24 protein-coding genes are annotated in these 24691 nt (G+C 62.5%); 16 read left to right on the top strand and 8 right to left on the bottom strand.

The features are described from left to right. Positions 1–127 precede the first annotated feature (127 nt). Positions 128–700 (top strand): thioesterase family protein, encoded by a 573-nt coding sequence (locus B0G75_RS20630; protein ID WP_106310054.1) that lies wholly within the window; start codon positions 128–130, stop codon positions 698–700. A gap of 44 nt (positions 701–744) precedes the next feature. Here B0G75_RS20630 and B0G75_RS20625 read toward each other — a convergent pair whose 3' ends face one another. Next, positions 745–1569, bottom strand: a complete 825-nt coding sequence (locus B0G75_RS20625) for an IclR family transcriptional regulator (protein ID WP_106309550.1) — start codon at positions 1567–1569, stop codon at positions 745–747. 154 nt (positions 1570–1723) lie between these two features. Here B0G75_RS20625 and B0G75_RS20620 point away from each other — a divergent pair, with 154 nt between their 5' ends. From B0G75_RS20620 to B0G75_RS20605, 4 genes are read left to right on the top strand one after another with little or no spacing between them, the layout of a single operon-like run. Then, positions 1724–2488 carry an ABC transporter substrate-binding protein gene (locus tag B0G75_RS20620; RefSeq protein WP_106309547.1) on the top strand — a complete coding sequence of 255 codons (765 nt, stop codon included), beginning with the start codon at positions 1724–1726 and terminating at the stop codon, positions 2486–2488. 29 nt (positions 2489–2517) lie between these two features. Then, positions 2518–3174: an amino acid ABC transporter permease gene (locus B0G75_RS20615; RefSeq protein ID WP_012433729.1), complete on the top strand. Its 657-nt coding sequence runs from the start codon at positions 2518–2520 to the stop codon at positions 3172–3174. Beyond that, the gene (locus tag B0G75_RS20610) at positions 3171–3917 is read left to right on the top strand and encodes an amino acid ABC transporter ATP-binding protein (protein ID WP_106309545.1); all 747 of its coding nucleotides are present in this window, start codon (positions 3171–3173) and stop codon (positions 3915–3917) included. The genes B0G75_RS20615 and B0G75_RS20610 overlap by 4 nt, the downstream gene beginning before the upstream one ends. Positions 3918–3925: 8 nt before the next feature. Further along, positions 3926–5224 carry an FAD-binding oxidoreductase gene (locus B0G75_RS20605; RefSeq protein ID WP_106309542.1) on the top strand — a complete coding sequence of 433 codons (1299 nt, stop codon included), beginning with the start codon at positions 3926–3928 and terminating at the stop codon, positions 5222–5224. 38 nt (positions 5225–5262) lie between these two features. Here the strand turns inward: B0G75_RS20605 and B0G75_RS20600 are convergent, their stop codons facing one another. Next, a complete protein-coding gene (locus B0G75_RS20600; protein WP_106309538.1) occupies positions 5263–7062 on the bottom strand; it encodes a cytochrome P450 in 1800 nt (599 codons plus the stop codon). A gap of 700 nt (positions 7063–7762) precedes the next feature. Here B0G75_RS20600 and bfr point away from each other — a divergent pair. Further along, complete coding sequence (gene bfr / locus B0G75_RS20590; protein WP_012433725.1) at positions 7763–8239, top strand: bacterioferritin; 477 nt, start codon at positions 7763–7765, stop codon at positions 8237–8239. 223 nt (positions 8240–8462) lie between these two features. Here bfr and B0G75_RS20585 read toward each other — a convergent pair whose 3' ends face one another. The 4 genes from B0G75_RS20585 to B0G75_RS20570 all read right to left on the bottom strand — a co-directional run bounded on the left by B0G75_RS20585 (position 8463) and on the right by B0G75_RS20570 (position 13562). Then, entirely contained in the window at positions 8463–8936 is a 474-nt protein-coding gene (locus B0G75_RS20585) for a MarR family winged helix-turn-helix transcriptional regulator (protein ID WP_106309532.1), read from the bottom strand. A 70-nt stretch (positions 8937–9006) separates the two neighbouring features. Next, on the bottom strand, positions 9007–10134 hold the full coding sequence (locus B0G75_RS20580) for an acyl-CoA dehydrogenase family protein (protein WP_106309529.1): 1128 nt from the start codon (positions 10132–10134) through the stop codon (positions 9007–9009). Between the two features lie 12 nt (positions 10135–10146). Further along, on the bottom strand, positions 10147–11355 hold the full coding sequence (locus B0G75_RS20575) for an acyl-CoA dehydrogenase family protein (protein ID WP_106309527.1): 1209 nt from the start codon (positions 11353–11355) through the stop codon (positions 10147–10149). Positions 11356–11441: 86 nt separating this feature from the next. Beyond that, a complete protein-coding gene (locus B0G75_RS20570) occupies positions 11442–13562 on the bottom strand; it encodes a 3-hydroxyacyl-CoA dehydrogenase NAD-binding domain-containing protein (protein WP_106309524.1) in 2121 nt (706 codons plus the stop codon). 141 nt (positions 13563–13703) lie between these two features. Here B0G75_RS20570 and B0G75_RS20565 point away from each other — a divergent pair, with 141 nt between their 5' ends. Both B0G75_RS20565 and B0G75_RS20560 read left to right on the top strand, forming a co-directional pair. After that, complete coding sequence (locus tag B0G75_RS20565) at positions 13704–14612, top strand: LysR family transcriptional regulator (RefSeq protein ID WP_106309521.1); 909 nt, start codon at positions 13704–13706, stop codon at positions 14610–14612. A gap of 62 nt (positions 14613–14674) precedes the next feature. Beyond that, positions 14675–14866: a hypothetical protein gene (locus tag B0G75_RS20560; RefSeq protein ID WP_106310050.1), complete on the top strand. Its 192-nt coding sequence runs from the start codon at positions 14675–14677 to the stop codon at positions 14864–14866. A 12-nt stretch (positions 14867–14878) separates the two neighbouring features. On the opposite strand, the gene B0G75_RS20555 is transcribed toward B0G75_RS20560, so the two are convergent. Beyond that, positions 14879–15781, bottom strand: a complete 903-nt coding sequence (locus B0G75_RS20555) for a LysR family transcriptional regulator (RefSeq protein WP_106309519.1) — start codon at positions 15779–15781, stop codon at positions 14879–14881. Positions 15782–15875: 94 nt separating this feature from the next. On the opposite strand from B0G75_RS20555, the gene B0G75_RS20550 reads away from it, so the two are divergent. The 7 genes from B0G75_RS20550 (at position 15876) to B0G75_RS20520 (ending at position 23475) form a co-directional block, all read left to right on the top strand. Continuing rightward, a complete protein-coding gene (locus tag B0G75_RS20550; protein WP_106310047.1) occupies positions 15876–16754 on the top strand; it encodes an alpha/beta fold hydrolase in 879 nt (292 codons plus the stop codon). Between the two features lie 17 nt (positions 16755–16771). Then, on the top strand, positions 16772–18187 hold the full coding sequence (leuC, locus tag B0G75_RS20545) for a 3-isopropylmalate dehydratase large subunit (RefSeq protein WP_106309516.1): 1416 nt from the start codon (positions 16772–16774) through the stop codon (positions 18185–18187). Continuing rightward, positions 18184–18795 (top strand): 3-isopropylmalate dehydratase small subunit, encoded by a 612-nt coding sequence (gene leuD / locus B0G75_RS20540; protein ID WP_106309513.1) that lies wholly within the window; start codon positions 18184–18186, stop codon positions 18793–18795. Before leuC ends, leuD begins: the two co-directional genes overlap by 4 nt. Before the next feature lie 100 nt (positions 18796–18895). Next, on the top strand, positions 18896–20281 hold the full coding sequence (locus B0G75_RS20535) for a dicarboxylate/amino acid:cation symporter (RefSeq protein ID WP_106309510.1): 1386 nt from the start codon (positions 18896–18898) through the stop codon (positions 20279–20281). 94 nt (positions 20282–20375) lie between these two features. After that, positions 20376–21296 carry an SDR family oxidoreductase gene (locus B0G75_RS20530; protein ID WP_106309508.1) on the top strand — a complete coding sequence of 307 codons (921 nt, stop codon included), beginning with the start codon at positions 20376–20378 and terminating at the stop codon, positions 21294–21296. Then, entirely contained in the window at positions 21293–22954 is a 1662-nt protein-coding gene (locus B0G75_RS20525; RefSeq protein ID WP_106309505.1) for an acyl-CoA synthetase, read from the top strand. The genes B0G75_RS20530 and B0G75_RS20525 overlap by 4 nt, the downstream gene beginning before the upstream one ends. Beyond that, positions 22951–23475, top strand: coding sequence for an Lrp/AsnC family transcriptional regulator (locus B0G75_RS20520; RefSeq protein ID WP_106309502.1), 525 nt, complete (start codon positions 22951–22953; stop codon positions 23473–23475). The genes B0G75_RS20525 and B0G75_RS20520 overlap by 4 nt, the downstream gene beginning before the upstream one ends. A gap of 28 nt (positions 23476–23503) precedes the next feature. Here B0G75_RS20520 and B0G75_RS20515 read toward each other — a convergent pair whose 3' ends face one another. After that, positions 23504–23914, bottom strand: coding sequence for a DUF2000 domain-containing protein (locus B0G75_RS20515; RefSeq protein WP_106279245.1), 411 nt, complete (start codon positions 23912–23914; stop codon positions 23504–23506). Positions 23915–24273: 359 nt separating this feature from the next. On the opposite strand from B0G75_RS20515, the gene B0G75_RS20510 reads away from it, so the two are divergent. After that, complete coding sequence (locus B0G75_RS20510; RefSeq protein WP_012433709.1) at positions 24274–24672, top strand: VOC family protein; 399 nt, start codon at positions 24274–24276, stop codon at positions 24670–24672. The last annotated feature ends 19 nt before the right edge of the window (positions 24673–24691 follow it).

Here is a 24691-nt window from a genome sequence, read left to right as displayed (position 1 = left end):
CAGCCGCTCGTTTTCGAATAAGCGCTCTATAGATTTACCCATCACCCGCATCCCGTATCCCACGCGCGCGTCTACCATGCACGTTTGCCCGCCGCGTGCGGCGCGTCGTGATCAACGGGTTTTCCGCATGAGTCTGCTACTTCGTTTGTTGCTTCTGATATTCACCAGCCGGCGCCGCAGCCGGCTGCATGTGCTCGATACGTGCGTCACGCCGTTTCGCGTCTGGTTGAATGACCTCGACGTGTTGCTTCACATGAACAACGGCCGTTATTTCACGATCCTCGATCTGGCGCGCGTCGATCTGATGATGCGCAGCGGCTTGTGGCGTCAATTGAAGGCACAACGCTGGTATCCGGTCGTCACGCTGGAAACGATGCGTTTTCACCGCTCGCTCGAACTCGGCAATCGCTATGACGTCCGGACCCGCGTGATCGGCTGGGATGACAAGCATATCTTCATCGAGCAAGGGTTCGTGCGCGACGATGCGCAAGTCGCGCTGGCCGTCGTGCGAGCGCGCTTCCTCAAGCGAAGCGGTGGTGTCGTGACGACCGCCGAGTTGATGCAACTGTCCGGCGTGGCGCAGTCATCGCCGGCGTTGCCCGAATGGGTTGCCCGCTGGAGCGAGGCCGAAGGAGGAATGGTGTTTCCGTCGGCTTCTTCTTCAAGCCAACAGGATGCGAACACAGTCACGCTACGATGAGCATTCTGTAGCGTGGCCCCAAGCGCCGCACACGAGACATCATTTCAAACCAGTGTCCTGATCGAACTACTGATACCACGCGCGCAATCGATCACCGCTGGCGCCAGCCGCGCTTCCGCGTCCGCCAGCGTCCAGCGGCTCGTCGGCGCGACGACGTGAACCGCGCCGACCGGGCGGCGCTCGCCGTCGAGCACCGCCGCCGCGATGGTCATATCGCCGATAAACAACTCCTCGCGGTTCGACGCATAACCATTGCGCCGCCCAAGCACAAGACGCGTCCCGATCTCATCGAGATCCGTGACGGTGTACTGCGTGTGTGTCACGCGGTCGCTGGCCACCAGCAGCGCGCGTGACTCGTCGTCCGGCAGCGCCGCGAGATAAGCCCGCCCCGACGCCGTGCAGTACATCGGAATACGGCTGCCTATCGGCATATGAATCGGCACGAACTTCGTACAGACGAAGCGTGCAACGTAGACCATGTCGACGCCGTCCGGCTCGGTCAGATTGGTGGTCTCCCCGGTGACATTGGTGAGTTCGGACAGAAACGGGTTGGCGACGTCGATCAGCGTGTCGGCGGCAAGATAGTTGAAACCGATTTGCATCACACGCGGCGCGAGCTGATACCGCTTCGTACGCGGATGCTTTCTCACGTAGCCGAGCTTCTCCAGCGTGTAGATCATGCGCTGCGCAGAGCTTTTGGTAATCGACGTCGCTTCCGCGACTTCGGGCAGCGTCATCGACCGGCGCTGCGCGCTGAACGCGCGTAGCACCGCGATTCCCTTCTCCAGCGACTGATTGAACAGCGCATCCGGCGTCTCATCCGGTTCCGGAGAGGCTTCCGGCGGCGCGTCGGGCGTCTTGCGTGTCATGGAATTACCCAATTGTTTAGGTGTGGCATCGAGACTAGCATATCGAATATCGATACGCAATTTGTGTTAATCGATATTTTTGACTCGAATATCATAACTAAACCGATGGTGGCCGATATTCCTGTCGGCCCTCGCCAACTCCGTGGAGAGACTCATGTTCCAGTTCGCCAAACGCTTCGCTAGTGTCTTTGCAACAGGATTGCTGCTCGCCGGCGCGCCGGCCTGGTCGGTTGCCGCCACCACCTACGAGGTCGGTTCGACGGCCACCGGCGTGCCGTTCACCTTTCTCGACGTGAAGAGCAATTCGATCCAGGGGCTGCTGGTCGATGCGATCACGGCAACGGGCAAGGCGGCAGGCTTCGATGTGAAGATCGAGCAGACCACGTTCTCGTCGCTGATTCCGTCGCTGACCACCAAAAAGATCGACATCATTTCAGCAGCCATGCTGAAGACGCCGGCGCGCGAACAGGTCGTCGATTTCTCCGATACGGTCTATTCGTATGGCGAAGGCCTGATCGTTCGCGCCGACGACAAAGGTCAGTACACGTCCATGGACGATCTCAAGGGCGAGATCGTCGGCGCGCAGGTCGGCACCGCGTTCGTCGACGCCTTGAACAAGAAGGGCATCTTCAAGGAAGTGCGCACTTACGATTCGGTCGCCGACATCATGCGCGACGTCGCATTGGGCCGCATCAAGGCGGGCTTCGGCGATCATCCGATCATTGCCTATCAGCTTCAGCACAATCCCAATCCGCAACTGCGCCTCGTCGGCGGATATCAGCCTTCGGTGAAAGGCCAGTTGTGCTTTGTCGTGCGCAAGGGCGACACGGCCACGCTGGAGCAGTTGAATGCCGGCATCAAGAAGATCAAGGCCGACGGAACGCTCACGCAGATCGTCAAGAAGTGGCAGGTGGAATGACGCCGTTTTCAGAATAAGGACTGCCCGCCATGTTCTTCCAGAACGCCGTCGAATTCCTGCCGATCCTGCTGAAAGGCGCGGTCGTCACGATTGAGATCACTTTCTGCTCGTTCGTTCTGAGCACCGTGCTCGGGTTGCTGCTCGCGCTGATGCGCGTGTCCGACAACCGCGTCGTGTCGAACGCGGCCGCTACTTTCATCAACGTGATTCGCGGACTTCCGATCATCGTTCAGCTCTTCTACATCTACTTTGTGCTGCCCGATCTCGGTGTGCAGTTGTCCGCCTTCCAGGCTGGGTTTATCGGCCTCGGTATTGCGTACTCGGTGTATCAGGCGGAGAACTTCCGCGCGGGCATTCAGGCGATCGATCACGGGCAGATTGAAGCGGCGCAGTCCATCGGCATGCGCGGCGCGATGATCATGCGGCGCGTGGTGTTGCCGCAAGCGTTCCGGATCGCGCTGCCACCGTACGGCAACACGCTCGTGATGATGCTCAAGGATTCGTCGCTCGCCTCGACCATCACGGTTGCCGAAATGACGCGTGCCGGGCAGCTCATCGCATCGTCCACGTTTCAGAACATGACGGTTTTCACGCTGGTCGCGCTGCTTTATCTCGGACTCAGCCTGCCGCTCGTCTATGGATTGCGGCGGCTCGAACGCCGCCTTGGACTGAAGGGAAAACGATGATCAAGGTCGACTCGATTCACAAGCGATTTCACGATCAGCACGTGCTGAAGGGCGTCAGTCTGAATGTGGAACGCGGCCAGGTGGTATGTCTGATCGGTCCATCGGGCTCGGGCAAATCCACGCTATTACGCTGTATCAACGGGCTGGAACGGCATGACGCCGGAGAGATTGCCGTCGAGGGTCGCGCCGTCGATGCGAAATCGAAACAGATCCACGAACTGCGCGCGCAGGTCGGCATGGTGTTCCAGCGTTTCAATCTGTTTCCGCATCGCACGGCGCTTGAAAACGTGTTCGAGGGTCCCGTGTTCGTGAAGAGGCAAGCGCGCGCTCAGGCACGCGAGCGCGCGCGGCATCTGCTCGACAAGGTCGGGCTTGCGCATCGTATGAACGCGCATCCGGCGGAACTGTCGGGCGGACAGCAGCAGCGCGTGGCGATCGCGCGAGCGCTGGCCATGGAGCCCAAAGCGATTCTCTTCGACGAACCCACTTCGGCGCTCGACCCGGAGCTGGTTGGTGAAGTGCTCGGCGTGATGCGCCAACTGGCCGACGACGGCATGACGATGATCGTCGTCACGCATGAAATGGCGTTTGCGCGCGAAGTGGCCGACCGTGTGTGTTTTCTTCACGACGGAGCGATCCATGAAGAAGGCAGCGCGGCCGAGTTGTTCGACCGTCCGCGCCATGCCCGCACGCGCGAGTTTCTCGGCAAGATGCCCGCGCTGTCCGAAGCGCCCCGGATTTGAAGACCATCATGAGCCTGGCTGAAGTTCAAGTTGCAAAGCCGTTGCCGCCCTCGCTTTGGGCAGCGACGGCGGAACCCGCAGTTGTAACGCCTCCACTCGATAGCTCGACGATCGTCGACGTGGCGATCGTCGGCGCCGGCTATACCGGTTTGTCGACGGCGTTGCATCTGGCGGAGCAGGGCTTGCGCGTCTGCGTGATCGACGCCAACGAGCCCGGCTGGGGAGCGTCCGGCCGGAATGGCGGCCAGGTCATTCCCGGCCTGAAATACGATCCCGATGAACTCATCCGACGCTACGGTCCGCGCGACGGTAATGCGCTCGTGCAAATGGCGGGCGGTGCTGCGGATACGGTTTTCGATCTGGTCGCGCGCCACGGCATTCGCTGCGATGCAACGCGCGCGGGCTGGATTCAGCCGACCCATTCGCACAAGCTGCTGAAGACGCTGTACGCTCGCGCGGGACAGTGGGAAGCGCGTGGCGCGCCGGTCGAGTTGCTCGACCGTGCGCAGGTATCGAAACGGCTCGGCACTGACGCGTTTGTCGGCGGCTGGGTCGATCGGCGCGCGGGCAGCGTGCAGCCGCTGAGTTATGCACGCGGCCTCGCGCGCGCGGCGCAAGCGGCGGGCGCGCAGATTCATGGCGGGACTCGCGCCGCGGGCGTCGAGCGCGGCGCGAACGGATGGCGCATTCGCACGGCGCATGGTCCGGTCATCGAGTCGAAACAGGTGCTGCTCGCCACCAACGGCTATACCGACGGTCTCTGGCCGCGGCTGGCGCAATCGGTGATCGCGGCAAACAGCTTCATTGTCGCGACGAAGCCGCTCGCGGACGATGTCGGCGCAACGATTCTGGCGGGCGGCGAAGTGGCTTCCGATTCGCGGCGTCTGCTGCTGTACTTTCGCAAGGATGCGGATGGACGTTTGCTGATGGGCGGACGCGGTCCGTTTCGCGAACCTCGCAACGCGGCGGATTGGGCGCATCTCGAGCGAGCCGCCCAGTTGATGTTTCCGCAGCTGAGGGGCACCGAATACGAATTCCGCTGGGCGGGCCGTATCGCCATTACGCGCAACTTCTTGCCGCACGTGCATATGCCAGCGAAAGGTATGACTATCGCGCTCGGTTACAACGGACGCGGCATCGCGATGGCGACGACGTTAGGCAAACACCTGGCCGCGTATCTCGGAGGGGCGGCGAAGGGCTTGCCGCTCCCGCCGACGTCGATCGAACCGGTTCCGTTGCATGCATTGCAGCGGTTTTATATCAGCGCGGGGGTGGCGTGGTATGCGTTGCTGGACGCACTTTCGTAAGCATGCGGTTCAACTCGGTTTCCGTCTTCTATTCTCGACTAGCCGCGTCGACGCAATTCGATGCGCAGGTTTCGCGGCACCATCGAAAACGCGAACACTTCCTCCACCTCGGGCCCGCCGTCGACCAGCAGCAGATCGAAGTTGCGGCACAGCATGGCGACTGCCGATCTCACTTCCATCAAGGCGAGGCTGCGTCCCGGACACAAACGCGGTCCCGAGCCGAACGGCATGAACCCCGCTTGATGATGGCTGGCGGCACTCTCGCCCGTGAGCCAGCGGTCCGGATCGAATACGTCGGGTGCCGAATGGCCGCCTTGCTGCAAACCTGCCTCGCGCGTCAATAGCGACAGCACCGCGCCCTTCGGGATGGCAATGTCGCCCACTTGCACGTCGTAATTCGGCTCGACCGCCAGAACGGGCGTAACCGATTTGAGCCGCATGGACTCGCTGATGACCGCGTTCAGATAGAGGAGCGCGTCGCCGGCATCAAAATCTTCGAGCATGGCCGCGGATCCGATAACGGCATCGGCTTCTTCCTGCATTTTTCGCTGGACGTCTGGCAGAGACGCCATGAAGTACGCCACCCAGGCGATCGTGTTCGCCGTCGTGTCCTGTCCGGCCAACAGGATGGTGAACACATTGGCCAGCACTTCGTCGTCTGTCAGCGGTGCTTCTCCCTCCTGTTGCGCCATGAGCAACGCCTCGAGCAGATTCGTGGGTATCGGGTCCGTTTCCGAGCGCTGCGCGAGCCGTGCGCGGTTGGCGGCGATGAGGTCCTTCGTGAGCGCCTGAACCGCAATCAAGGCGCGATCCAGCGTCTTGTCGGCGGGTAGCTTCACGTAGTGCCAATAGGGAAACGGCGCGTTGATCCGCCGGTTGATCATCGGGAACACGACTTCGAGATGCCGCTGGATCACGTCGCCCTCGCTTTCGATGGTATCCATGTCATATCCGAACGCGAGATTGGTGGTGACGTCCACCGTGTATCGCATCAGGTCCTTCTGGATATCGATGGATTGCTGCTCGCGCTCCGCTTTCTCCCAGCGTTGCAGCAATCGACGTGTCATTTCGCAGAGCAACGGAAAGAAGGCACGCAGATGCAGAGGGTCCAGCGCCTTGGCGACGAGTTGCCGTTGCCGTCGCCAGGCCTCGCCTTCCATGGAGAAAACGCCGTTGATGCCCAACTCGCGCGCAACGGTTTCGATCACGTTCCAGCGGCGATAAGCTCCAGGGCGATCGCGCAACACCTGACTGATGAGAATCGGATCGGCGATCGCAACGAATGGGCGGCCGACCAATCTGAACGTGTACACGGGGCCGAATTCCCTGGACCACTGTTCGAGTACGAGGTGCAACTTCTCGGGACGTAGCTGCAACGTATTGCCGAGAAACGGAACGCGCTTGGGGCCAGGGAGTTGGGCAAGCGACCGCACGGGAGATTCGCGGCACGGGATTATCCCCGCCGGGGCGGGGCGCAGCGCATTCCATGCGCGCACCTCGTTGCGATCGACTTTAACTTCGCCGTTCTCGACGATTGGTTCGAAGCGCTTCAGATTCGAAATACTCGGTCCTTGCTTGCAGCCTGACGAGCAGTCGAACTGCCAACCGTGTGCCCGGCAGGCGAGCACGCCATCTTTTACTGTTCCTTCAGACAGGAGCGTGCCTTGATGCGGGCAGCGGCCCTGAAAGATCGAAATGGCGTTGCCGTGGCAAAGAACGATCAAATCGATTCCGTCGATGTTCGCCGCCTTGATGCCGTCGTCCTCGAGTTCTTTCGTGCGCGCTATCACTATCGTGTCCGGGGAACCCGAACGCACTGCCTGAAGACTCGCGTTCATTTTGTCGCTCCTTCGCGCCGGACAGGTATCGTTTCGTCGATCGCTCGAACACAAGAGACGGTCCGGCGTCTTGTCGACGGCGAACGCATTTGCGTTGCAGCGTGCAAACAGGTTCTTACGCGGCGTGAGGAAGCGGGCGCATTCAAGTCATGACGCACCGCATTTAATTGGCGTCGGGAGCGGGCATCAGGGCGGAATCCTGTGCCGGGTCTGCGCGACAGATGAGTCGCCATCCATGCTAATTCCCCGAGGTCCGAGGAGGGCGCTCACCAAACCATACTAGTCGTTTATCGAGGCGAGCCAAGCACTCTATCTAGTGTCGTGCCGCCTTTTCGGCGGCTCAGCAACCCGCCGTCGATTGCCGGATCGCGGGCGTTTGCCAAAGTCGGGAGTTTTCCGGCGCACTATGAAATCCGCAGCGCCTTGCGTGAATCGCCTTGGCTGTCGTCGCGGTGGCAAAACCTGAGCGGCCTGTGGCATGGCGCTTGCCGCGCCTCGTCCACGCTGACGTAAGCGTTGTCAGACATTGAGAACGATTATCATTTTTAGCCTTGCCGACTCGATGCGCTATGCTGGGATAACGGCGAAAAAAGATAAACCGCGAGGCAGGTTCCGTGCTGGTGCAATGCCACCGGGAAGCCGGCCCGTCCACTATGCTTCGCCGGCGCCGGGGTCTTCGCACACGAAACAGGGAGGTAACATGCAAGGCGACCCAAAGGTCCTGGAATACCTGAACGCGCAACTGAAGAACGAACTCTCCGCGATCAACCAGTATTTCCTGCATGCCCGCATGTACAAGCACTGGGGGCTCGACAAGCTCGGCAAGCATGAATATGACGAATCCATCGGAGAGATGAAGCATGCCGATCTGCTGATTGAGCGCATCTTCCTGCTAAACGGCCTGCCGAATCTGCAAGACCTCCACAAGCTGCTGATCGGCGAAGAAACCAAAGAGATCATGGAGTGCGATCTGAAGCTGGAACAGATGTCGCAGGCCACCTGCAAGGAGGCCATCGTCTATTGCGAGTCGGTCCGCGACTTCATCTCGCGGGAGATTCTGACCCATATACTCGACGACACCGAGGAACATATCGACTGGCTCGAGACGAATCTTGAGTTGATCGACAAGGTCGGCATCCAGAACTATCTGCAATCGGGAATGGATGCGCCGGAGTGAGTTCGCTTTAGCGAATGGCTGACGGGACGACGAATTGGACGCCGGCAGACCGCCTTAAGCGTGCAACGCCCCATGATCGAGCGGCTGGCGGCATCGGCCAAGCTGGCCAGAAAATGCCGGGCTGGCTACAAACGCGAGTACTTCTTTTTTTGCGCCCATCTTCGCCGAGCGTAAGCGCACGCTCACGTAGGTTCGCAAGAATCATGCTTGAGCTGACGAGTCCTCAATCCACCGGCACGTTGCTGATCCGGTGCAGATCCGCCAGCTTGCTCAACAGGCTTCGAAGCGTGCCCTGCTCTTTGGCATCCAGCGCGCTAAAGAAGTGGTCGTCATTTTCATCGGCAATCGACGCGAGATCCGGCAGCGCACGTTTTCCCTGCGGAGTCAGCGAAAGGAACTGCACGCGGTTGTCCTCCGCGCTCGTCGCGCGCGAAATCCATTTTTTCTCTTGCAGTTTGTCCAGCACCTTCGAGACCGCGCCACGTGTCATGCCCATCGCGTCGGCGAGTTGGACGGGCGTCATATCCGTCCATCTTTGAATCTGATTGAGCGCGACCCATTCGGCCACGGACGCGCTGTGTTCCTGCAGAGCACGAGCGAAGTTGCCTGAGACATGATTGGATACGAGCCTCAGCCAATAACCCAGATGCGTTTCGAGGACAGGCGAGGATGGCGCCCCTTTCTTCTGATTGCGCATGACCTTTCCCTCGCCTGGAGATTGACTTCCATGGAAATCATGGTGGTTTCCATGGAAAGTCATGTCAAGGTCAACGGCCCAGCGCGACGAACCGTTCGAGATGATGGTCCTCGTCGCCGAGTTGATGATCGATCATCACGAGGCGCTTCGCGTAATGTGCGAGCGGCAGCTCCCACGTCATGCCAATCCCGCCATGCAGCTGAATGCATTCCTCCGCGACTAGCGCGCCGATTCTCCCGATACTGTACTTGGCCGCCGACACCGCGCGCTCGCGCACCTTGCGTTCGGCGCCGAGTGCCGCCGCTGCATTGATCACCGCCGAGCGGGCCTGTTCGATCTCCAGCAGCAGATCGGCCATGCGATGCTGCAACGCCTGGAAGCTGCCGATCGGCACGCCGAACTGTTTGCGCGTGCGCAGATACTCGAGGGTGTAGTCCTTGGCGACATCCATCGCGCCGACGGCTTCGGAACACAGCGCGAGCACGCCGCAGCCGATCGCGTATTCGAGCGTCGCGAAGCCCGCGCCGGGCGTGCCGAGCAATGCGTCGTCGCTGAGCGTGACGTTGTCGAATGCCACTTCAGCAGCACGGCCGCCGTCGATCTTGCGATAGCCGCGCACGCTGACGCCGGCAGCATCGCGTGGCACGAGAAAGAGCGTTATGCCAGCGTCGCTATCAACATCACCGCTGGTGCGCGCCGAGACCAGAAAAAGCGAAGCGTGCTCGCCGTGCTGAACCACGGCCTTGGCTCCGTTCAGTTGCCACGTCGAGCCGCTTCGCTCCGCACGCGTCGTCACGCGGGACAGTTCATAGTGGCTGTCGGGCTCGCCGTGCGCGAGCGCGACGATCCGCGAGCCGTCGATCAATTCACCGAGCGCGGCTTTTTGCGCGTCGTTGCCGCTGCGCGCAATCGCGCGGCCGACAATCAGCGTATCGAGAAACGGCTCGACCACGAGACCGCGGCCCAAGCTCTCGAACACCACGGCGATATCGAAACCGCCGCCGCCGAAACCGCCGTCCGCTTCATCGAACAGTGCGCCGATAATGCCGAGCTCGGCAAAGCGGCTCCACAATTCGCCGCTATAGCCCTGGTCGGACTGAGCGATCCGGTCGCGCGTTGCGAAGCCGTACTGCTCGCTGACAAAACGGTTCAGCGTATCCGCCAGCATGCGGCGGTCTTCGGTGTGCTGGAAATTCATGACGTGCGTCCCTTACAGTCCCAGGATCATTTTGGAAATGATGTTCTTCTGGATTTCGTTCGAGCCGCCGAAGATCGACAGCTTGCGATTGTTGAAATACAGCGACGCGGCGCTCGCGGCTTCGTCGGGGCCGACCGGCGTGCCTTCGAAGCCGTCATGCAAGGCTTCCTCGATGAACGGCTGCGCGTACGCACCCATCGCGCGCCGTGTGAGCGACGAGATTTCCTGACGGATCTCGGTGCCGCGAATCTTCAGCATCGAACTTTCGGCACCGGGCACGCCGCCGCCCGCCACCGCCGCAATTACGCGCAGGTTGGTGGTCTTCATGTTCTCCAGATCGATCTCGACGCGCGCCATGCGCGCCGCGAACGCCGGGTCTTCCGCGAGCGGCCTGCCATTGCGCCGCTGTTTCGCGGCGATCTTGCGCAGGCGATTGAACGCGGCCACCGAGAAGCCGACGCCCGCGATATTGGTGCGCTCATACGTGAGCAGATACTTGGCGTAGGTCCAGCCCTTGTTCTCTTCGCCGACCAGGTTCTCGACCGGCACGCGCACGTCGGTGAAAAACACTTCGTTGACTTCGTGCTCGCCGTCGAGCGTGATGATCGGGCGCACTTCGACGCCCGGCGTCTTCATGTCGATCAGCAGGAAGCTGATGCCTTCCTGTTTGCGCACATCGGTCGCGCTGCGCACGAGGCAGAAGATCATGTTCGCGAAGTGGCCGAGCGTGGTCCACGTCTTCTGTCCATTGACGAGGTAGTGCTCGCCTTGCGCATCCATGCCGCGCACGGCGGTGGTTTTGACCGAGGCGAGATCGGAGCCGGCGCCCGGTTCCGAATAGCCCTGGCACCACCAGTCCGAGCCGTCGAGAATACGCGGCAGCCAATGGCGCTTTTGCGCTTCGCTGCCGTATTTGATCAGCACGGGACCGAGCATGTTGACGCCGAACGGCACCACGCGCGGCGCGCCGGCCAGCGCGCATTCGTTTTCGAAGATGAATTTCTGCACCGGGTTCCAACCCGGGCCGCCGTACTCTTTTGGCCAGTGATTGGCGAGCCAGCCTTGCGCGTTGAGAATCGCGTGCCACTCAGCCATGTCGTCGCGCGTGAGACGGCGGCCGCCGTGCACCTTGTCGGCGAGGCGCTGCGGGAGCTTGTCGCGCAGAAAGGCCTGCACGTCGGCGCGGAAGGCTTCTTCCTCGGGAGTGAAGTTCAGATCCATGGCGGGTATTCCGGATTGGGTTGAGCGACCGGCGCGCGCTGGGCGCGGCCGGTCATCATGATGCACGTCGACGATGGTGCGCGGTTTCAGACGCTCTGGTTCAGGCTCGCGAAATCGGCGCCGCGTTCCACCAGTTCGATCAGCAGCGGCGAGGGCTTCCAGAAGAGGGGATCTTCTTTGGCGAACTCGCGGATGTCGGCGAGGATCGTCGGCAGGCCGACCATGTCCGCATATTTCATCGGGCCGCCGCGATAACGCGGAAAGCCATAGCCGTACAGGAACGTCACGTCGACGTCCAACGGCCGCAGCGCGATGCGTTCATACACGACGTTGGCGCCTTCGTTGATCATCGCGGCCATGTAACGGCGGATGATCTCTTCGTCGGTGAAGCTGCGCGGCGTGATGCCGGCGCGTGCGCGTTCGGCGTCGATGATCGCCTCGACTTCCGGATCGGGCGTGCCGCTGCGCGATCCTTCGGGGTACAGATAGAAGCCGCGTCCGGTCTTCTGGCCGAACCAGCCGCGCTCGCACAGGCGGTCGGCGATCTGCACATATCGCGCGGCGGGATTGCGCGTCGCCGCTCGCCGCTTGCGTGCCGCCCAGCCGATGTCGCCGCCCGCCAGATCCACCACCTGGAACGGTCCCATCGGAAAGCCGAACGCGCGCACGGCCGCGTCGATCTGATAGGGCGAGGCGCCGTCTTCCATCATCGCGTCCGCCGCGCTGCGATACACGGCCAGCACGCGGTTGCCGATGAAGCCGTCGCACACGCCCGCGCGCACCGGCGTCTTGCGCAACTTTTTCGCCAGTTCGAACGCGGTGGCGACCACGTCGGCGCTGACCTGTCTCGGCACGACCACTTCCAGCAGCTTCATGATGTTGGCGGGCGAGAAGAAGTGCAGGCCGATCACATCGGCGGGACGCGAAACGCTCGACGCGAGCGCGTCGATGTCGAGATACGAGGTGTTGGTCGCGAGCACCGCGCCCGCTTTGCAGACGCGATCGAGTTCGGCGAATACGGCCTGTTTGACGGCGAGGTCTTCGAATACGGCTTCGATCACCAGGTCGGCGCCGGCGAGCGCGTCGTATGACGTGCTGCCGCTCCAGCGCGCCATGAGCGCCGCTTTCTTCTCCGCGCTCAGGCGGCCTTTGGCGATCAGGCCGTCGTAGACTTTTTCGATGTGCGCGCGGCCACGTGCGAGCGACGCGTCGTCGCGTTCGATCATCGTCACCGGCAAGCCCGCGTCGAGCACCGCGACGGCGATGCCCGCGCCCATCGTGCCGCCGCCCACCACGCCGATCGTATTCAAGGCGCGTGGTTTGGCATCGCGCGTTTCCGGCGCCTTGAGCACTTCGCGCTCGGCAAAGAACGCGTGAATCAGACCGGTGCGCTGCGGGCTGTCGATACATTCGAGGAACAGCTTACGTTCGACCCGCAGACCTTCATCGAAAGGCTGTTCGATGGCGGCCTCGACGGCATCGACGATTTTCAGCGGCGAGAACAGGCCGCGCGATTTCTTCGCAGTTTCGGCACGCGCCGTGGCGACGGCCGCGAGACTCGCGGCGCGGTCGCTGAGTGCCGCGGCGTCGCGCGTGCGGCGCACCGGCGCATGGGCGGCCAGCAACTCGTGCACGTAGGCAAGCCCTTCGGCGAGGATGTCGTCGCTGCTGCCGAGGCGGTCGATCAGACCGAACGCCAGCGCTTCCTTCGCGCTGGCGTGACGGCCGCTCAGGATCAGATCGAGCGCGGCCTGCGCGCCGATCAAACGCGGCGTGCGCTGCGTGCCGCCCGCGCCCGGCAACAGGCCGAGTTGTACTTCGGGCAAGCCGAGCTTCGCGCCGTCGACGGCAACCCGGTAATGCGCCGCGAGCGCCACTTCCAGGCCGCCGCCGAGCGCCGCGCCATGAATTGCGGCGACCACCGGCTTCGTGCACGCCTCGATGTGGTTGCACACGTCCGGCAGCGAGGGTGGCACCGGCGGCTTGCCGAACTCGCGAATGTCCGCGCCGGCGATGAAATTGCGTCCCGCGCCGACGATCAGCACCGCTTCCACGGCCTTGTCGGCATCCGCGGCTTCAATGGCGGCGAGCAGGCCGCGCCGCACGTCGGCGGATAGCGCGTTGACCGGCGCGTGGTCGATCGTCACGAGCAGCACCTTGCCGCGCAATTCGCGCGTGACAACGTCGGCCGAAGGATTGGGGGTCATGGCGTCTCCTGATTGTGATGGGTCGCATGGCAAAGCATGCCGGGTCTGGCGAACTGTCCCGATTGTGAGTCGGTCAAGGTTTATTGACAATCACATGGACGGTTGACAGACTGTCAAGGTTTCTTTGACAAAGGCGCTGCCATGGACGTCAACTCCTTGACCCTGCTGGTGGACATTCTGGACGCCGGCAATCTCAGCGAAGCCGCGCGTCGGCTGAAGATGAGCCGGGCGAACGTGAGCTACCACCTGAATCAGCTGGAGCGTTCCATCGGGCTGCAACTCGTGAGGCGCACGACGCGCCGCGTCGAGCCGACCGAGATCGGCCTGCGACTCTACGAACACGGCCGCACGATCCAGAACGCGCTGCTCGCCGCGCGCGAATCCGTCACCACGCTCGGGCAGAGCCTGCAAGGGCGCGTACGGCTGAGCGTGCCGAGCGGTTACGGGCAACTCGTCATGTCGGACTGGCTGATCGCGTTCAAGCGGCTTTATCCGGGCATCGTGCTGGATGTGATGTTCGAAAACCGCGTCGAGGACCTGATGCGCGATGAAGTCGATATCGCCGTGCGCGTGATGTCCGAGCCGCCGCAAAACCTCGTCGCGCGAGACATGGGGCCGGTGCGGTATGTGGCGTGTGCGTCGCCGGATTTTGCGGAGAAGCACGGCATGCCGCGGCAACTCGACGACCTGCGCACGGCGCCGCTGATTACCGCGGCAGTGGTCGGCCGGCAATTGCGGGTGGCCGCTTATTTGCGCGACGAACGGCATGAAGTGCTGCTGGAGCCGAGCATCATCTCGGAGAACTTTCTGTTCTTGCGCCAGGCGGTGCTCGCCGGACTCGGCGTGGGCCTCGTGCCGGACTATGTCGTGCAGGACGATCTGCGTCGCGGCGACGTGCTCACCACGCTCGACGAATGGCGCTTGAGCATCTTCGGCACGCACATGTACATGCTGTATATGCCGAACCGGCATCACACGCGCGCGGCGTCGACCTTCATCGATTTCATTTTGCAGCAGGCGCATGGCACGGGCCGAGGCTTGCCCGCGTAAACGACGAGGTTCATCTTGCATCTCGCGCGGGTATGCTACGCAAAAAAGAGCGGAGACAAGAGATGAAATGGATCGTCGGACTTCTAGCCGTGCCGGCACTCGCCGTAGTCGTTCTGTTCATCTCCCGCTTGCCGGGCGAAGACGCGATTCGTCTCGGCGGTTACGTGGGGACAGCCGCCTTTGCCGCGCTCGTCGGGTTTCTACTGCGCTGGCGCGCTAGCCGGACCCAACAGCGCAATAAGCGGGCAGGGTGAGCACACGTCTCGCTAGGCGGCGTGAACGCTCTCGCGCAACTCGTCGCCGAGAAACTCGATAAACGTCCTCAGCTTGGCCGACAAGCGGTGCCGCTCCAGATAGATGGCGTGAATGTCCGCGTTCGGCAGCGTCCAGTCGGCGAGAAGCGGCACCAGTTCGCCGCGCCGTAGATGGCCCGCGATTTCCCACGCCGAGCGTACGGCGACACCACGGCCGTCGAGCGCCCACTTCAGCACGGCGCTGCCGTCGTTGCTGCTCAGCGGACCGTCCACCTTCACCGTCTCCGATTTCTTGCCGCGCGAAAAATGCCACGTGCCGTACGCCGATTCGTTTTCGCGTAAGACGAGGCAGGCATGGCGCGTGAGATCGTGCGGCATTTGCGGTGCGCCGTGCCGCCTCACATAAGCCGGCGACGCGCACACGACACGCTGGTTCTTCAGCAGCAAGCGCGCGTTGATGCGTGCATCCGGCACTTCGCCGAAACGAATCCCGAGATCGAAGCCTTCTTCCTGCAAGCTGACCGGCCGGTCCGTCAGATGCAACTGAATCTTCATCGATGGGAACCGTTCGCTGAAACGCGAAATCGCCGGGGCAATGTGCGCGCGGCCGAAACCGAACGACGCATTCACGCGCAACAGACCGGCCGGCTCGGCGCGGCTCTGCGTGACCAGTTGTTCGAGTTCCGCTAGGTCGTCGAGGATGCGCGAGCCATTCGCCAGATAAATCTCGCCCTCCGCCGTCAGGCTCACACGCCGTGTGGTGCGGTTCACGAGGCGCACGCCGAGACGCTGTTCGAGTTGCGCGAGCCGCTTGCTGATGGACGGCGGCGTGACGCCGAGTTCGCGTGCGGCCGCGGCGAGATTGCGATGGCGCGCCACCAGCGCGAACAGATTCAGGTCGGAAAAGCCGTCCATCGATTCGTTCCTAAAAGTTAATTCCGGATTGCGCCAAGAGAAACCATATCGTTGCAGGCATCAATTAGACTTCATTCAAACATGGGAGGCAATGATGTTTGCAGGTTTCACAGACGCGTCGGCCGAGGTCGACGGCATCCGCATCCACGCGATACGCGGCGGCAACGGGCCGGCTTTGTTGCTGCTGCATGGGCATCCACAAACTCACGCGATCTGGCACAAGGCCGCACCGACGTTGGCGCAGCACTTCACGCTGATCGCCGCGGATTTGCGCGGCTACGGCGACAGCGGCAAACCGCAGGGCACCCACGACCACGCAAACTATTCCAAGCGCCGCATGGCCGCCGATCAGGTCGCGCTAATGCGCGCGCAAGGTTTCGACCGCTTCGCCGTGATCGGCCACGATCGCGGCGGACGCGTGGCCGCCCGCATGGCGCTCGATCATCCGCAAACCGTAACGCGGCTCGTGACGCTAGACGTCGCGCCGACCCTCGCGATGTACGAACAGACCTCGTTCGATTTCGCGCGCGCTTACTGGCACTGGTTCTTTCTCGTGCGACCCGCGCCGTTTCCCGAGACGTTGATTCGCGCGGACCCCGGCCTCTATCTGAAGCAGACCATCGGCGCGCGCAGCGCCGGCCTCGCGCCATTCACCGACGCGGCCTACGCCGAATATCTGCGCTGCCTGAGCGACCCCGGCACCGCGCACGGCATCTGCGAGGACTACCGCGCGAGCATCACGATCGACCTCGAACACGACCGCGCGTCGCTCGCTGAAGGGCGGAAGATCGAATGCGATTTCCTGGCGCTGTGGGGCGCGCAAGGCGTGATCGAACAATGCTTCGAGCCGCTCGCCGAATGGCGGAAGTGGTCGGCCAATGTGAGCGGCGAAGCGCTGCCGTGCGGTCACTACATTCCCGAGGAAGCGCCCGAGTTATTGCTCGAACGCGTCCTTCCGTTTCTGCAGTCCTAGTCGCTCGGGCCTTCATCATGTCAATACGAACCCTTTACCAGAAGCTGGTCGATTCGCATGTCGTGACGCGTGTCGATGAACAGAACGTGCTGCTGTACGTCGATCTGCATCTGATGAACGAATACACCAGCCCGCAAGCGTTCAGCGCGCTGGCCGAGAAAACGCGGCGCGTGCGCAGGCCGAAGCAGCAGCTCGCGGTGGTCAGTCACATCATTCCGACGCACGCGGAATCGCCGCGTGTGATTCGCGATGCGGCGTCGTTGCTGCTCGCGAACAACCTGGCGCGCAATTGCTCGGAGGCCGGCATCGCGTTGCATGCGGCGAACGATCCGCTGCAAGGCATCGAACATATCGTCGCGCCCGAGCGTGGGCTGGTTCGGCCGGGCATGGTCGTGTTGTGCGGCGATAGCCACACCACCACGTATGGCGCGCTCGGCGCGTTGGGTTTCGGCATCGGCACGTCCGAGGTCGAACATGTGCTCGCCACGCAGACGCTGGTGTATCGCGTCGCGCAGACCATGCGCATCACGATCGAGGGCGCGATGCCGTATGGCACGTCGTCGAAGGATCTGATTCTGTGGATCATCAGCCGCATCGGCGCGCAGGGCGCGCGCGGCTATGCGGTGGAATTCGCTGGATCGACCATCGCGTCGCTGTCGGCGGAAGCACGCATGACCTTGTGCAACATGACCGTCGAAGCGGGCGCGCGCGCCGCGCTGATCGCACCCGATGCCACCACGTTCGACTACATCCGCGCACACGCAACGTCGCTCGATGAGACTGCGTGGCACGCCGCGATGAACGACTGGCGCGAACTGAAATCGGACCCGGGCGCGCGCTTCGATACCGAGCATCGTTTCGACGCGCGCGATGTCGCGCCGTTTGTCACGTGGGGCACGAGTCCCGACCAGGCCATCGCCGTGGACGAACTGATTCCCGCCGCGGCCGCGCAAAAGACACCGGAAGCCGCCGCCGCGTTACGCCGCGCGCTCGACTATATCGGCCTCGACGCGGATCAGCCGATTGCGGGCACACCGATCGATCGCGTGTTCATCGGCTCCTGCACGAATGGACGCATTGAAGACCTGCGCATCGTCGCGTCGATCGTCGCGGGGCGCCACGTCGCGCAGGGCGTGCGCGCGATGGTCGTGCCCGGCTCGGGCAGCGTGCGCCGCCAGGCGGAAGCCGAAGGCATCGCGGCGACATTGCGCGAGGCCGGCTTCGAATGGCGCGAACCGGGCTGCTCGATGTGTCTCGCGATGAACGACGATTTTCTGGCGCTCGACGAACGGTGTGCCTCGACCACCAACCGCAACTTCGAAGGACGCCAGGGCCGTGGCGGCCGTACTCACCTGATGAGCCCCGCGATGGCCGCGGCGGCCGCATTGACCGGACGCATCACCGACGTCCGCACGCTGGAGACGCAGTCATGAGACTTACCGAAATCCACGCCACCGCCGCGCCTTTGCCAATCGAAAACCTCGATACCGATCAGATCATGCCGAAGCAGTTTCTGCGCATTATCGACAAGGCGGGGCTCAAGGATGGCTTGCTTTACGACCTGCGTTTCGATGCGCAAGGCGAGCCGCGTAGCGACTGCGTGCTAAATCTGGCGGAGTATCGCGACGCGCGCATTCTGATCGGCGGCTCGAACTTCGGCTGCGGGTCGAGCCGCGAGCACGCGGTGTGGGGACTTCAGCAAGCCGGTTTCGAGGCGGTCATCGCGCCGAGCTTCGCGGAGATTTTCTATTCGAACGCGATGAACAACCGTTTGCTGCTCGTGCAACTTGAACGCGATGAAATCGACGTGCTGTTGCATGACGCGGCAACGCAACCTGCAGTGCCGCTGCATATCGACATCGAACGGCAAACGGTGAAGTCCGCCACGGGACGCGTGTTTGCGTTTCCACTAGGCGCTCGTCATAAACAGATGGTGGTCGAAGGCATGGACACCATCGATCTGACGCTCGCTTCATTGCACGACATCGAAGCATTCGAGCGAGACCATTTCGCGCGGCATAGCTGGGCCGCCGTGTTGTAACACCCTGGCGACATCCACGTCGCCATCCAACCAAACTGCGCGTGACTAATTCCCCACCCGAAGGGAACGGACCCGCTTTGCCTGCAAAAACGGAGGAGACATGAAACGCAAACCGCTCTACAAGGTGCTGTATGTGCAGGTGATCGTGGCGATCATCATCGGCGTGGCGTTGGGGCATTTTCTGCCCGCGGACGCCGTGGCGATGAAACCGCTCGGGGATGCCTTCATCAAACTCGTGCGCATGATCATCAGCCCGGTGATTTTCTGCACGGTCGTGACCGGTATTGCGAGCATGCACGACATGCGCAAAGTCGGGCGCGTCGGCGGCAAGGCCTTGCTGTATTTCGAGGTGGTGTCGACGCTCGCACTGGCGATCGGCCTGCTCGCCGCGCATGTGCTGAAACCGGGCATCGGCTTCAACGTCGATCCCGCCACGCTCGATGCCGGCGCGATCGCGAGTTATGCCGCGCAAGCCGCACACGGCGAAGGGCTTGCAGGCTTCTTCATGCACATCATTCCGGACACGTTCGCCGGCGCGTTCACGCAGGGCGATATTCTGCCGGTGCTGCTGATCGCAATGTTGTTCGGCACCGCGCTCGCGGTGCTGGGCGAACCCGCCAAACCGCTGATCGGTGTGATCGACCTGCTATCTAAAACGTTCTTCCGAATCGTGCGGATGATCACCAGCCTCGCGCCGATCGGCGCGTTCGGTGCGATCGCGTTCACGATCGGCAAATACGGCATCGTCTCCTTGCTGCCGATGATGAAACTGATCGGCACGTTTTATCTGACCGCGTTTCTGTTTGTCTCGTGCGGCCTTGGTCTGATTGCGCGAGCATGTGGATTCAGTTTGTGGCGCTTTGTCGTGTACATCAAGGACGAGTTGCTGATCGTGCTCGGCACTTCCACGTCCGAAGCCGCGCTGCCGCAACTGATGGACAAGCTTGAGCGGCTCGGCTGCTCGCGCGGCGTTGTCGGTCTCGTGGTGCCGACCGGCTACTCGTTCAATCTCGACGGCACCAATATCTACATGACGCTCGCGGTGCTGTTTCTCGCGCAGGCCACCAACACGCATTTGACGATCGCGCAGGAAATCACGCTGCTGGCGGTAACGATGCTGACGTCCAAGGGTTCGACGGGCGTCACGGGGGCGGGGTTCATCACGCTGGCCGCGAGTCTTTCCGTGGTGCCGACCGTGCCGGTGACGGCGATGGTGCTGATTCTGGGCATCGACAGGTTCATGTCCGAGTGCCGGGCGCTGACCAATACGATGGGCAACGGCGTGGCGTCGATTGTGATCGCGGCGTGGGAGAAGGAACTGGATCGGGACAAGCTGAGGGCGGCGCTGGCGCGGCCACGCTCGCGGCCGGTCGCCGATCTGGCCGGCGCGGTCGATGAACGCACGACGGTGGGTGCCGCGCGGGAAGTCGAGTGGGCTGGAGTTGAGCCTCGCTCAAAAATTAATGAAATACCCAGCGCGAAATAAGGGAAAGAAAATTGAGGGTGACAACAACGCGCAAACAAAACTTGAGCTAAACTCAGAAAACATCGAAAGCGCAGCACATGAAGGAGACACCCGAATGCCCGCAGCTTCGTCGAGTACCTCGCCGCTTTCCAGCGGCTATCGTTCGGTCTTCCGCGAGGGTCTTTTCGCCCACAAGGTAGTCATCGTCACAGGGGCGGGCAGCGGGCTCGGCCGCTGCACGGCTCACGAACTAGCATCCCTCGGGGCCACCCTGGCGCTGGTCGGCCGAAGCGAAGACAAGCTGAAAGCGGTGCAAACCGAACTGGCCGCGGATCATCCGTCCTCCGCCAGCGGCCACAAGATTTACTCCTGCGACATCCGCAACGAGCAGCAGGTGCGTGAAACGATCGCTTCGATCATCACGGATCTGGGCCACGTGGACGGCCTTTTCAACTGCGCAGGCGGCCAATTCCCCGCGAGGCTCGAAAACATCTCCCTGAACGGTTGGGACGCGGTCGTGCGCAACAACCTGCACGGCACGTTTCTGATGTCCCGCGAGTGCTATACCCAATGGATGCAGCATCACGGTGGCGCGATCGTGAACATGCTGGCGGACATCTGGGGCGGCATGCCCGGCATGGGGCACTCGGGCGCGGCGCGTGCGGGCGTGTGGAACTTCACCGAAACGGCCGCTTGCGAATGGGGCCACGCGGGAGTCAGAGTCAACGCGGTCGCGCCCGGCTGGATTGCGTCAGCGGGCATGGACAGCTACAACGAAGAGTACCAGGCGCTGCTGCGCACGCTGAAGCACAAGGTACCGTTGCAGCGTTTCGGCACGGAATCGGAACTCGCCAGCGCGGCGGTGTTTCTGTTGTCGGAGGCGTCGGCGTTCATCAACGGTACGGTGATCCGCGTCGATGGCGGCGTGCCGAACGCGCGCCATTCATGGCCGCTTGCTGAAGCGCAGCGTACGATCGAATATAACGGCTTCCCGCGCTATCAACCGCCGACGGGCTTGCAGGAGCAGACACGATGAATCTCGACGGCCAGACCTATGAATCGCTGGCGGCAAACTTCGCCTGGGACATCCCGGCGCGCTACAACATCGGCGTCGATGTCTGCGACAAATGGGCCGACAGTTCGGGCCGCCTTGCGCTGATCTACGAGGACGCCGAGGGCAACGCCACGCGCTATACGTTCGACCAGTTGAAGGCGCTGTCCGATCGTTTCGCCAATGTGCTGCTCGCAGCGGGCGCGCAACGTGGCGACCGCATCGGCATCTTCCTCTCGCAATCGATCGAAACGGCGGTCGCGCACCTCGCCGCTTATAAGGCCGGCATGGTGGCCGTGCCGCTCTTCGCACTGTTCGGCGTCGACGCGATCGAACACCGGCTCGGCGACAGCGGCGCGGTGGCGTTGATCACCGATCACGCCGGCGTGCGGAAGGTCGACGAAATCCGCGCGGCGTTGCCGGCATTACGCAATGTCTTCAGCGTCGATATCGATCAGGACAACGGCGATCCGCAAGCGCCCGTGCGTTCATTCTGGCAGGCGCTGAACAGCGCGTCCGCCAGCTTCACGCCCGCTGACACGGCTGCCGACGATCCCGCTGTCATCATCTATACCTCGGGCACGACCGGCAAACCAAAGGGCGCGCTGCATGGGCATCGAGTGTTGCTGGGTCATCTGCCGGGCGTCGAGATGTCGCAGCAAGGCTTTCCCGCGCACGCCACGCTGATGTGGACGCCCGCGGACTGGGCGTGGATCGGCGGTCTGTTCGACGTGCTGCTGCCGTCGTGGCATCACGGCGTCGCGGTGTTGGCGCGCCGCTTTGCCAAATTCGACGGCGAGGCCGCGTTCGATCTGATGGCGCGCCACGCGGTCTCGCATACGTTTTTGCCGCCGACCGCGCTGAAGATGATGCGCGGCGTCGAGCGTCCCGAGCGCTGGAGCCTCGCGTTGCGCTCGGTGGCCAGCGGGGGCGAATCACTAGGCGAGGAATTGATCGGCTGGGGCCGCTCGGCGCTGGGCGTGATGATCAACGAGTTCTACGGGCAGACGGAGTGCAACGTGGTGGTGTCGTCGTGCGCGGCGCTATTCGAGCCGTGCTTTGGCGCGATTGGCCGCGCGGTGCCGGGGCATCATGTCGCGATCGTCGACATGGACGGCAACGAACTGCCGCAAGGCGCAATCGGCGATATCGCGGTGGCCGCGCCCGATCCGGTCATGTTCCTCGGCTACTGGGGCAACGAGGCGGCCACGCGCGACAAATTCCGCGGCAAGTTTCTGCTGACCGGCGACCTCGGCACCCGCGACGCGGACGGTTTTATCCGCTTCGTCGGCCGTGGCGACGACGTGATCACGAGCGCCGGTTATCGAATCGGACCGGCTTCGATTGAAGATTCATTGCTGCGCCATCCGGCTGTTTCAATGGCCGCCGTGATCGGCGCGCCGGATCCCGAGCGCACGGAGATCGTGATGGCGTTCGTGGTGCTCAAGGCCGGCTTCGTCGGCGACGAGGCGCTCGTGCGCGAGATCCAGCATCACGTCAAAACGCGGCTCGCCGCGCACGAATATCCGCGCGAAATCCGCTTTGTCGACAGCCTGCCGTTGACGCCGACCGGCAAGGTGATCCGCAAAGCCTTGCGCGAGGGACTCGGACAAGACGGGGACACTGCCGCGGCAAAACCATGAGCACGCGTTCGCGCTCAACTTCCACCCGCAGCGGCAGGGCGCTCCGGACGCCGGGCATCCAACCGGGCCCGGCCTCGCTCGACGACACCGACCGCAAGCTGCTCGCGCTGCTCGCCGAAGACGCCACGCGCACTTATGCGGAGCTTGGCAAGCTGCTGTTCCTGTCGGCGCCCGCAGTCCACGAACGAACCCGGCGTTTGAAGAAGGAAGGCGTGATCAAGGGCACTGTCGCCGCGCTCGACGGCGCGAGGCTGAACCGCCCGTTGCTCGCGTTCGTGCATGTCGATACGACGAGTTGGGCGGTGACGCGGCAACTGCTCGCGCTGCAGGAGCTACCCGATGTCGAGGAGATTCACACCGTGACGGGCGAGAGCGCAATGTTGCTCAAGGTCCGTACGCGCGATACGCAATCGCTCGAACAACTGCTCGCGCGTATTCACGCGATCGAAGGATTTACCGGCACACGCAGCTATATCGCGCTGACTACCTATCTTGAGCGCGGCCCGAGTCCTGAACTTTGAGCCTTGAGTCCAACCGAAGCGCTGCGTGTCACGCATGCAGTGAGAGACCTTTCACGGCTTTATCCACCGCCTTCTTCGGCCCGCGCACCGCAATGCCGACGAGGTCGGGCGCATCGGCGGGTTCGGCGCGGAACACCTCGCGGTTCGCCTGATCGTGGCCGGTCGCGAACATCGCACGCACATACACGGCGCGCGTCAATTCTCGTTCAATGCCCTGGCGAAACGCGCGCAGCAAACCCGCGTTGTCCGCCTGATACACCATCATCGGCTGGCCGAGCAGCGGCGCGTGCCGGCGACCCGCCGCGTCCTCGTACGGCTCACCCATTGCCTCCGGTGCCGCGCCCGCGATCCCCGTCGCGAGAAACGCGGTCACATTGAGTTTTTGCCAGACAGCGAGATCGTCCAGCACGATGATCGCGACTTTCGTATCGAATTCCATCACGCACTACTCTCCACAGCATTTAGAAAGACGTCCAAACCGGATCTTATGGAAACTCGGCGCGCATGTGTATGGCAGTCAGGCAAAAACGAATGGGCTTCACCGGATGCACGTGAGCACCACGTGGACGTCGGGTTTTGCTTAATGCCATTCGGCGCGTGCTCGCTCGAACAGGCTGCGTGCTGCAATGCAACCTGACGTGGCGCCACGTCCATCGCTGTTCGCGACGCCGACGCGCGAGCGAAATCCCCGCAATCGACGCTTCTGCAACATAGGGCAAGTCCCTGGCGCGATTTAGCCGTGCATTACCACTCGCGTGTGCGACCTCCTAAACTTGATTCAACCAGGAGGGGACACCGATGGCCAAACTCATCCACACGATGATCCGTGTGCAGGATCTGCCGCGCTCGCTCGCGTTCTATCAAAAGGCTTTCAATTTCGACGTATCGCACCGGCTCGATTTTCCGGACTTCACGCTCGCCTATTTGCGCAACGCCGAGGCCGACACCGAGATAGAACTCACCTGGAACAAAGGCCGCGAGGAACCGTATTCACACGGCGATGGCTACGGTCACGTCGCTTTCGTGGTCGACGACGCGAAACACGAACGCCAGCGTCTGCTCGACCTCGGCATGACGCCCAACGATCTGCGCGAGTTTCACAACGATAACGGCGAGTTGCTGGCGCGTTATTTTTTCATTCAGGACCCTGACGGTTACAAGATTGAAGTGTTGGAACGCCACGGCCACTATCAATAGTAAAAGTCATCCGGCGGCC

The organism is Paraburkholderia sp. BL18I3N2 (assembly GCF_003001875.1).
Lineage (GTDB): Bacteria > Pseudomonadota > Gammaproteobacteria > Burkholderiales > Burkholderiaceae > Paraburkholderia > Paraburkholderia phytofirmans.
This window is presented reverse-complemented; position numbering and strand designations above follow the sequence as displayed.

Excerpts from the sequence above, each read along its gene's own strand:
- B0G75_RS20575 (WP_106309527.1), bottom strand. The coding sequence starts at position 11,355 with ATGGATCTGAACTTCACTCCCGAGGAAGAAGCCTTCCGCGCCGACGTG.
- B0G75_RS20605 (WP_106309542.1), top strand. The coding sequence starts at position 3,926 with ATGAGCCTGGCTGAAGTTCAAGTTGCAAAGCCGTTGCCGCCCTCGCTT.
- B0G75_RS20525 (WP_106309505.1), top strand. The coding sequence starts at position 21,293 with ATGAATCTCGACGGCCAGACCTATGAATCGCTGGCGGCAAACTTCGCC.
- B0G75_RS20535 (WP_106309510.1), top strand. The coding sequence starts at position 18,896 with ATGAAACGCAAACCGCTCTACAAGGTGCTGTATGTGCAGGTGATCGTG.
- B0G75_RS20530 (WP_106309508.1), top strand. The coding sequence starts at position 20,376 with ATGCCCGCAGCTTCGTCGAGTACCTCGCCGCTTTCCAGCGGCTATCGT.
- B0G75_RS20585 (WP_106309532.1), bottom strand. The coding sequence starts at position 8,936 with ATGCGCAATCAGAAGAAAGGGGCGCCATCCTCGCCTGTCCTCGAAACG.
- bfr (WP_012433725.1), top strand. The coding sequence starts at position 7,763 with ATGCAAGGCGACCCAAAGGTCCTGGAATACCTGAACGCGCAACTGAAG.
- B0G75_RS20620 (WP_106309547.1), top strand. The coding sequence starts at position 1,724 with ATGTTCCAGTTCGCCAAACGCTTCGCTAGTGTCTTTGCAACAGGATTG.
- B0G75_RS20550 (WP_106310047.1), top strand. The coding sequence starts at position 15,876 with ATGTTTGCAGGTTTCACAGACGCGTCGGCCGAGGTCGACGGCATCCGC.
- B0G75_RS20615 (WP_012433729.1), top strand. The coding sequence starts at position 2,518 with ATGTTCTTCCAGAACGCCGTCGAATTCCTGCCGATCCTGCTGAAAGGC.
- B0G75_RS20510 (WP_012433709.1), top strand. The coding sequence starts at position 24,274 with ATGGCCAAACTCATCCACACGATGATCCGTGTGCAGGATCTGCCGCGC.
- B0G75_RS20630 (WP_106310054.1), top strand. The coding sequence starts at position 128 with ATGAGTCTGCTACTTCGTTTGTTGCTTCTGATATTCACCAGCCGGCGC.
- B0G75_RS20520 (WP_106309502.1), top strand. The coding sequence starts at position 22,951 with ATGAGCACGCGTTCGCGCTCAACTTCCACCCGCAGCGGCAGGGCGCTC.
- B0G75_RS20570 (WP_106309524.1), bottom strand. The coding sequence starts at position 13,562 with ATGACCCCCAATCCTTCGGCCGACGTTGTCACGCGCGAATTGCGCGGC.
- B0G75_RS20625 (WP_106309550.1), bottom strand. The coding sequence starts at position 1,569 with ATGACACGCAAGACGCCCGACGCGCCGCCGGAAGCCTCTCCGGAACCG.
- B0G75_RS20580 (WP_106309529.1), bottom strand. The coding sequence starts at position 10,134 with ATGAATTTCCAGCACACCGAAGACCGCCGCATGCTGGCGGATACGCTG.
- leuD (WP_106309513.1), top strand. The coding sequence starts at position 18,184 with ATGAGACTTACCGAAATCCACGCCACCGCCGCGCCTTTGCCAATCGAA.
- B0G75_RS20555 (WP_106309519.1), bottom strand. The coding sequence starts at position 15,781 with ATGGACGGCTTTTCCGACCTGAATCTGTTCGCGCTGGTGGCGCGCCAT.
- B0G75_RS20560 (WP_106310050.1), top strand. The coding sequence starts at position 14,675 with ATGAAATGGATCGTCGGACTTCTAGCCGTGCCGGCACTCGCCGTAGTC.
- leuC (WP_106309516.1), top strand. The coding sequence starts at position 16,772 with ATGTCAATACGAACCCTTTACCAGAAGCTGGTCGATTCGCATGTCGTG.
- B0G75_RS20600 (WP_106309538.1), bottom strand. The coding sequence starts at position 7,062 with ATGAACGCGAGTCTTCAGGCAGTGCGTTCGGGTTCCCCGGACACGATA.
- B0G75_RS20515 (WP_106279245.1), bottom strand. The coding sequence starts at position 23,914 with ATGGAATTCGATACGAAAGTCGCGATCATCGTGCTGGACGATCTCGCT.
- B0G75_RS20565 (WP_106309521.1), top strand. The coding sequence starts at position 13,704 with ATGGACGTCAACTCCTTGACCCTGCTGGTGGACATTCTGGACGCCGGC.
- B0G75_RS20610 (WP_106309545.1), top strand. The coding sequence starts at position 3,171 with ATGATCAAGGTCGACTCGATTCACAAGCGATTTCACGATCAGCACGTG.